Annotated in this window: 7 protein-coding genes; 4 read left to right on the top strand and 3 right to left on the bottom strand. The window is 54.1% G+C overall.

The features are described 5' to 3' along the window. Positions 1-13: 13 nt before the first annotated feature. Together HDC32_RS31775 and HDC32_RS31780 are read right to left on the bottom strand one after the other, a co-directional pair. Positions 14-1,705: a DUF1302 domain-containing protein gene (locus tag HDC32_RS31775; RefSeq protein WP_145338886.1), complete on the bottom strand. Its 1,692-nt coding sequence runs from the start codon at positions 1,703-1,705 to the stop codon at positions 14-16. A 418-nt stretch (positions 1,706-2,123) separates the two neighbouring features. Then, complete coding sequence (locus HDC32_RS31780) at positions 2,124-3,044, bottom strand: LysR family transcriptional regulator (protein ID WP_145338885.1); 921 nt, start codon at positions 3,042-3,044, stop codon at positions 2,124-2,126. 224 nt (positions 3,045-3,268) lie between these two features. On the opposite strand from HDC32_RS31780, the gene HDC32_RS31785 reads away from it, so the two are divergent. From HDC32_RS31785 to HDC32_RS31800, 4 genes are all read left to right on the top strand, one after another. After that, positions 3,269-4,342, top strand: a complete 1,074-nt coding sequence (locus HDC32_RS31785) for a hypothetical protein (RefSeq protein ID WP_145338884.1) — start codon at positions 3,269-3,271, stop codon at positions 4,340-4,342. A 63-nt stretch (positions 4,343-4,405) separates the two neighbouring features. Continuing rightward, positions 4,406-5,218 (top strand): SDR family NAD(P)-dependent oxidoreductase, encoded by an 813-nt coding sequence (locus HDC32_RS31790; RefSeq protein ID WP_145338883.1) that lies wholly within the window; start codon positions 4,406-4,408, stop codon positions 5,216-5,218. Positions 5,219-5,294: 76 nt separating this feature from the next. Then, on the top strand, positions 5,295-6,515 hold the full coding sequence (locus HDC32_RS31795; RefSeq protein ID WP_218571064.1) for a cytochrome P450: 1,221 nt from the start codon (positions 5,295-5,297) through the stop codon (positions 6,513-6,515). After that, positions 6,512-7,315: an SDR family NAD(P)-dependent oxidoreductase gene (locus HDC32_RS31800; RefSeq protein ID WP_145338882.1), complete on the top strand. Its 804-nt coding sequence runs from the start codon at positions 6,512-6,514 to the stop codon at positions 7,313-7,315. The genes HDC32_RS31795 and HDC32_RS31800 overlap by 4 nt, the downstream gene beginning before the upstream one ends. A gap of 189 nt (positions 7,316-7,504) precedes the next feature. Here the strand turns inward: HDC32_RS31800 and HDC32_RS31895 are convergent. Then, on the bottom strand, positions 7,505-7,687 hold a 183-nt coding region (locus HDC32_RS31895), incomplete at its 5' end, for a hypothetical protein (protein ID WP_218571065.1).

A 7,687-nucleotide genomic window follows, 5' to 3' on the forward strand; every position in this document is an offset into this window, starting at 1 on the left:
ATAATAGCTCCCGTTAGAATGCAGTTTGATAGGTGAGAATTAGCGTATCGCGGTCATGCAGGTTCGCGAGCCCGCTGTAAGCGTCCGCACCCCCGATATGACCAGTACGGCCGCCACGGGCAGTGTAAGCAAGATCGAACTGGTGTTTCATGGTGCCAGCGAAATACTCCAGACGTGGGCCGACCTTGATGAGGTATGAGTCTTCCGGCGCGATACCGGCGTTGTTAGCCGCTGGGTTGCCATATAGGCCATAGTTGACGAACATTGGGAAAGACAGATCAATGCTGGGGAGCACCTGCTGCCAAACTGGCGTGAAGTTGACGCCTACCGAGGCCGCGTTCTTCGTGGAGCAGTTACGCAGCAACTCCTTATTGGCGCAGCGTCCAGCCACCGAGCCACCTTCGCTATCACTGGCGTTGAAGAACTGTTCGTTGTCCGTCACTTTGACGAGATGCGTGTAATCCAGCTGTGCGGCAATTGCACCACTATCAAACAATGCATTCTGGTTGATCGTGATGGCGCCACTGAGCAGCGCGTGCACGGTTTCACCTCGGGCGCCGTCTAGATTGCCTGGCTCCGGCCGGCCAACAGCGATGAATTGACCGGTGGAGTTTAGCGGCATGTTCTTGCGGTAGTTCACTTCTGCACCAATGCCAACAGACTGCCATACACCGTTCCATGTCAGACCGTATAGCTCGATGTCTTTGGCGTAGACAGCCCGTGCATACGGTGCCGTTGGGTTTCGAATGACAACTTGGTTTGCCCAGCTCGCATTTTTGTCGTCGAACTTTCGATACCACAGACCGAAGCTGCTGTCCGAGGCCCATTCAGGAGACCAGCGCAGCCCGACCGCCACATCGCCGTTATCGCCTTCCTTCGGACTATGACGTGCCACGTTCGGAGCCAGATAGTCTGGCCCGCGTAGCTGACCGTCGGCGACGGCGAAATAGGTTCCGCCTTCCGAAACGCGCGAAGGTTCAAATTCGTACGTGTACTGCAGCATCACCGACAGCTCTGGAATCAACTGCCAGGTTGTAGCGACCTGACCTATTGGCAAGGCGGTTTCTTTGGCTGAGGCGCCGGGACTGAGATCACTAAGCAGGCCATCGTTCGGACTCATCGAGTAGGAGATGCTGCTGCCATTACCGAGTAGATACTCTCCCGGCAGCCAGGCGAAGCTACCCGCTCGCACGTTCAGATCCGTACTGCCGATGTTAAAATTACCCCAGACAAAGTAATCCCGAAACTCAGCGGACGGTCCTGAATAGTAGCGATTAACCACGCTGGAAAATCGATTGTTGCGATAGTTCGCCTGGGCTTCCAGCCCGGGAGCACTCTCGCTTTTGTCGGGAAAATTATTGTCGTACCAGGCTGCACCGCTTAGGCGCAGGCCATACTGGTTTTTCCAATTGAGGTCGAATTCACTGAACAGATCAAGGCGGGACAAGATGGTGTCACCTTTGTCGAACAGGTAGTTGCCTTCATCGACATTGACATTGTTCGCCAGATTCTTGTCGCGACCAGAGACGCGCCATCCATTGTTAAAACGCACGGTGGTGTCCAGGCTCATGGTGAGATCGGGATTACCACTGTCGATACTGAACGCATGAACCGTATCAACCTGGCCCATCGCCAGGGCAAGCCCGGCGAGCAGGAAGGGCGCCGACATGTAGGCTGACGGGCCGGTCCTTTGAATAATTCGCATGTTGCACCTCACTCTTTTTATTTTTTGGGGCTGGAAGTGTGTGTCTATGCTTTGCAGCTGGCTGCTTACCGGCAGGCATCTATAGGCTGGCCATGGCAGTTTTGTGAAGGCTGCAGCGTGTTGAGATTAAATCGTCGCACGTTCATATACGTGCACGCCATTTATATTTTTGTTCGGCTGACAGAGCAAGGTGTCTTGTGCATCTACGATGGATAATGTCATACAACTGTATTAATCGGGTGGTGCGATCTTTTCGACAGTCAAGGCGGGATATCGAATTCAACAGCGAGCCACAAGGGCAGACAGTGATGGCAGGGCGAGCGAAATAGCGAGTCTGCTGCTGAAGTCAATCGACACAGAAGATCTCATGGCTCTACGTGGGGATGATGCCGGCGATCAGCGTAAGGCGAGTGAGGTTCTACTGTTTCGATCTGCTGACCGGGCTGTGGGCGAGGGACATGGCGTGGTGTTGTAGAAACTCTACAAAGGCGCTGACCTTGGTTGGCACATATCGCGCGCTGGGATAGACGGCACTGATTAAAACTGAAGCCTGCGGTTTCCAACCTTCAAGCAATGTCAGCAAGCGGCCTTGTTTAATGTCGTCTGCCACGTAGACCAACGGCAATCGAACGATGCCATGACCAGCGAGGGCTAGCTCTCGCTGGAGGTCTCCGGTGTTGGTGACCAGACCATCGAGCAATTGCACGCTGCAAGACTCGCCATCCCTCTCAAAACACCATGGATTGCTTTCGCGGGTCAGCTTGGTATGCATGCATCGGTGGTCTGACAGTTCACGAGGATGAAGGGGGGCACCGAATCGAGCCAGGTAATCAGGTGATGCACACACTGCCAACGGCAGGTCCACGATGGGCCTAGAGATATAGCCCAGTGGGATTGGGCCAAATATATGAATCCACAGGTCGATCCCCTCCGCCACCATATCGACGGGCCGGTTGAGTATGTCTACCTCAACTTTTACGTTTGGATAGCTGTCCATATACTCCTTCAGCACCGTGATCAGAGGTTTGGGCATCTCTGGCGCAGCGATACGCAGAAGGCCATGGAGCTGTCGTCTATTGGTCTGTACCTCAGCATCCAATTCGTCCATCTGTTCCAGTAACCTTTCGCACCCCTCCAGATAGATCTGTCCTTCTGCGGTCAACTGCAGACGTCGGGTGGTTCGCTGAATAAGCCGTACGTCAAGGGTGCGCTCCAGTTCGGCGATCTGTCGCGAAAGCGAGGGGGCTGATATTTCGAGCAGGCGAGCTGCATTGGTGAAGCTGCCTGCTTGGATCACCGCGACGAAGGCGCGCATGGCGTGGATTTTATCTAGGGCCATTTTGGTCTTCTTGTCACTAGTCGATACTTGAAATCTATAGGGTTATCGGTCCTTCGTATAGCGGATGACGTAGCTGATCGGACTGCATGGGTCTGGGAAGAGGACTGGATTATTGTGTGGTGTGCAATGGTCCATTTTGATATGGCCGATATATCGTCTCTCTCCGTGCGGTTACTATCTCGTACGACGTTCCTAATAATGAACAATAATGCGGAATTTTTTCTATGCCCAAGCTCCAGTCTGTCTACCCTCGGGGCCATTTCTTCCAACAAATGGCAGGTGCACATCAGGTTGATGCAGCCGCTATGGTTTCCACACGCGGGTTCTTTGGTCTGTATCCGTCAGCAACCTTCCTTTATGGTTGTATACGCACCGATGACGGCGAGATGTTTGAAATCTGTCGGCGGGTGTCCCACCACGGTGAGGGCGTAGCTACCGGGATTGCAACAGATGATTCCGCACTCTCCAAGCCTCCTGCAGTTCTTCTTGTGATGTCGACTGAGGTTGACGGAGAACAGTTGCGCTTTGACCTGAACTCGATGCAGCTACAGGCCACCACCGATGACTGTGAGATATCCCTGGAGGGTAAGGATGCAGTCTGGAAATCTGCGGCAGGCGCTAGCGGACGCCCATTTCGTATCACTTTCAATGAGTCAAGTTGCTCATGGCATGAGGAAGGTCTTTTTAGTCTTTCTGGCCCCATTCTGAAGCCGGGGTTGCACTGGTATCTGCCTGGCCGTGACTACGGCACCTACTATGTTTCGCAGATTTTCGAACTGAAAGGCGAGATTAAGGGACGGCCCTGCAAAGGCATGATTGCCTTCGATCAGACCTACATGGGGCAGGGTGGAAATCTGTACAAGAATAAAGATCTCGTGATGGAGCATCAGGGCCATAACGTCTGGTATACCTGGAGTACCCGCTACGAAGATGGCAGTTATGAATGTGGTCATTTCATGCTGGGCAATGGCCCACTGGGTTTTGCCGTGTTTACGGATGGCGAGCAAGTGGTCGCTACTCGAGACATAACAGGGTTTGTTACTCCTCGGGAAGGATCGCCTTTTGCCGAGCGCATCGACTTTGTAATCGACGGTGAAAAGTGGGAGTTCACTCCTGATCCTCGCGGCGCAATGCCAGACATGATGCGCAAACACCCGCCGACCCCTCAGCAGGAAGGTTTTATGCGACGCGTTGGCGAAACTCGTAAGCCGATAGTGTGGTTCGCATGGGGGGAAACCGAGGAAGAGCATGGCCTGAGTCCACAGGACCGTTTGCCTATCGAACCGATTTTCGCCTGATAGAAACGCCTATAACGCGTGGCTTGTCAGCACGACCAAAAATTTCCAGATAATGGAGCGGGTATGAATTTTATTTCGACCAATCGCCTTGTCGACTTACAAGGCCAGGTCGCCATTGTGACGGGCGCTGCGCGTGGAATCGGTCAGGCTATAGCTTGTCGTCTGGCCGATGCTGGCGCTTCGGTGGTAGTCGTTGACCTTGCTGAACAGGCGTGCGCCGAAACGCTGGCTCTGATTGCCGAGTCCAGTGGCAAAGCCATAGCGGTTGCCGCAGACGTCACCAGCGAAAAAGACATTCAACGTATTGTTGATACCACCGTCCAGACGTTCGGATCGGTCGATATTCTGGTCAATAACGCGGCCTTGCGGGGGTGGTCTACTTGGGAATCTATTACCCAGGAGAACTGGGATCGTTTCATGGCAGTAAATACTCGGGCGGTGTTTTTCCTCTCCCAGGCCGTGGCAAAACAGATGATCAGTCAAGGCAACGGGGGCGCGATGGTAAACATCGCCTCTACGGCGGCAGCGCACCCCGTGCGTTTCAAAGTGGACTACAACACTGCCAAGGCTGGCGTAGCGATGATGACAAAGTCGCTTGCCGTTGAACTGGGTCCGCACGGCATTCGCGTCAATGCCGTTGGCCCTGGTGGTACCCGTACTCCGGCGGCCGCTCCCGTCACGGGGCAACAGCAGGTCGGCTTGTCTCCTGAGGACTTGCGTAAGTTGGGCGAAGCATGGTTCTCCAGGGTCCCTCTTACCGACCTGCCAGCAGAACCCGATGAGATCGCTCGAGTGGTGCTTTTCCTCGCAAGCCCACTGGCCAGTTACGTGACAGCTCAGGTTATTTATGCCGATGGAGGGTATCTGGCTGGCTGACTCGCATCCCGAGCCATCAGAACAGTGTCTACCAAGAGGCTTGACTGACCTCGCTAAATCCTTTGAGGATAAAATGATGTCGCATGCAGCAACTCCTATTGTTCCCGTACCTGCCCACGTCCCTGCGCAAAGAGTGGTGGATTGGGATTTCGCCAATCCACCTGGAGGCGAGACAGACATCAATGCTGCTTGGAAGCTCCTGCATAACGGGCCGGATATTGTTTGGACCCCACACAACGGCGGGCACTGGATCATGACTCGCGCTGAGGACATCGAGTTCGTACAGAAGAATCATGATCCTTTTTCCATGACTGATGTTGTGCTCCCACCTACGGAGATGCTCAGCATTCTCCCGCTGGAGGCCGACCCGCCTGAGCATGCCGCCTACCGTAGTGTCATCAATCGCTTCCTGGCGCCAAAGGCCGTCAGCGAGCTAGATTCCGGTATACGTGAACTGACGGTGTCGCTGATCGAGGCTTTCCGCGAGCGTGGAGAATGCGAATTCATTGACGAATTTGCAAAGAAGCTTCCGATTACGATCTTCATGCGCCTGGTGGATCTGCCTCTGGAAGATCTGGACGACCTCTTTGCCTGGACCGAGGAAGCCGTGCGCGGTAATGCCGAGCGCAAGGCTTGGGCTCAGCAGCAACTCTTCGGCTATCTCGGCTCGATTATCCAACAACGTCAGCAGAGGCCTGGTGCAGACATGATCAGTGCGATCGTGAACGCTCAGGTCTTCGGTCGCTCCATGACTCCAGAAGAGATCAACGGAATGCTGGCCAATGTGGTGTTTGGCGGCTTGGATACCGTTACGTCATTGATGGGCTTCACTGCTCTGCACTTGGCGCGTCATCCTGAGCTGCGTCAACAGCTTCGAGAAAAGCCGGAGCTGATTCCTACCGCAGTAGAAGAAATGTTGCGAATGTTTGCGCCTTCAAGTACGGCGCGCCTGATAATGCGCGACTTCCAATACAAGGATGTCTTGTTCAAGGCTGGTGACAGGCTTTATATACGTCCCATCTTGCATGGCATGGACGAGCGCAAGTTTGCTTGCCCTATGCATGCAGACTTCGAACGCAAAAATGCCGCTCAACACGCGGCGTTTGGCAACGGGCCACATCGTTGCGCGGGAGCCTTGTTGGCCCGTGCAGAGTTGCGCATTTTCCTGGAGGAGTGGTTCAGACGTATTCCAGATTTCCAGCTCAAGCCCGGTGAGCAACCGCGCTTCGAGGGCGGGATGGTGAATTGTGTGACGCGGGTACCGCTTGTCTGGCAAGTTGCGGAGCATGGAATATGAACTCCGATCGCTTGCAGCGACTCTTTGGCCTGGATGGAAAAGTCGCTGTCGTGACCGACAGCGGTGCAAATTCAAGCGCCGAGGTGGCTCTGCTTCTGGCCGAAGCAGGTGCCACCGTGGTACTCGTTGATAATGATGAAGCGACTGTTCAAGCCACCGTCCAGAACATTCGGGACGCAGGGGGACAGGCATCGGGCTTCAATGTAGATGTGGAGTCGGAAGCCTCGGTCCTGGCGCTCTTCGACCAGGTTCGCAGTACTTTCGGGGATTTGGATATTCTAGTTAACTGTGCTGCAATCAATGCAAATCGCCCACTTCATGAGTTCCCGTTGAGCCTGTGGGATGAAGTCCAGTCGGTGAATCTTCGATCAGTATTTCTTTGCATGCGCGAAGGGATAAAGCAAATGGTTGCGGGAGGGCACGGTGGGCGGATTGTCAATATCACCACGATGGGTGCAAGGCATCCTGTCCTGCATGGCAATGCTGCCTATGCAGCTTCACGAGCCGGCGTGAGTGGGCTGGTCCGCTCTGCGGCCCTTGATTACGCCGCACACTCCATACTGATCAACGAGGTTCTGCCAGGCGCAATTCCTGGAAAGGTCCGTTTCCATTCCTATAATCAAGCCGCGCTGCTGGCTGGGAGCACTTTTACCGGGCCGGCAAGTGATGCGCTGCGTCTACCACTCGGCTATGGGCGGGCGGAGGATATTGCTGCAGCGGTTCTGTATTTGGTTGGCCCTAGCGCGACTTATATGACAGGGCAGTCCATCGTCCTCGATGGAGGGTTTCTGCTCACTTGACGACCTGCATCGTGCACTTACACGGCTTACCATTAGCTGGATAGTGATCTCCAAAGTGCGTAGGTTACAGTGGGTGGTTTTTAGAACGGAGGATAAACTTAGCTTCCTTATAAGGCCGACCACTAAAGGACGTCTATTTATCTAAAATCCGACCAGCCGCAAAGTAGCCGGTCGACGAGCATGTTGTACTTAACTCATTGACTGTGCTTGCACAAGTTCGAACTGATGATGGTGAGTTGCGAGCAGGTTTCCTGATACAAAAGCACGAATAACAAGAACAAGGTTGAGGATGTGGGCATGCGTATTACAAAAAAGGCCGTTTCGTTTAGGCAAGTTGGTACTTTCCCGGTGCGACAATTCGATAGCCGTTTC

Source organism: Pseudomonas sp. JAI120 (genome assembly GCF_014207255.1).
GTDB lineage: Bacteria > Pseudomonadota > Gammaproteobacteria > Pseudomonadales > Pseudomonadaceae > Aquipseudomonas.

Bases quoted from the DNA above. Each gene is read 5' to 3' on its own strand.
- HDC32_RS31800 (WP_145338882.1), top strand. From the start codon at position 6,512: ATGAACTCCGATCGCTTGCAGCGACTCTTTGGCCTGGATGGAAAAGTC.
- HDC32_RS31785 (WP_145338884.1), top strand. From the start codon at position 3,269: ATGCCCAAGCTCCAGTCTGTCTACCCTCGGGGCCATTTCTTCCAACAA.
- HDC32_RS31780 (WP_145338885.1), bottom strand. From the start codon at position 3,044: ATGGCCCTAGATAAAATCCACGCCATGCGCGCCTTCGTCGCGGTGATC.
- HDC32_RS31775 (WP_145338886.1), bottom strand. From the start codon at position 1,705: ATGCGAATTATTCAAAGGACCGGCCCGTCAGCCTACATGTCGGCGCCC.
- HDC32_RS31790 (WP_145338883.1), top strand. From the start codon at position 4,406: ATGAATTTTATTTCGACCAATCGCCTTGTCGACTTACAAGGCCAGGTC.
- HDC32_RS31795 (WP_218571064.1), top strand. From the start codon at position 5,295: ATGTCGCATGCAGCAACTCCTATTGTTCCCGTACCTGCCCACGTCCCT.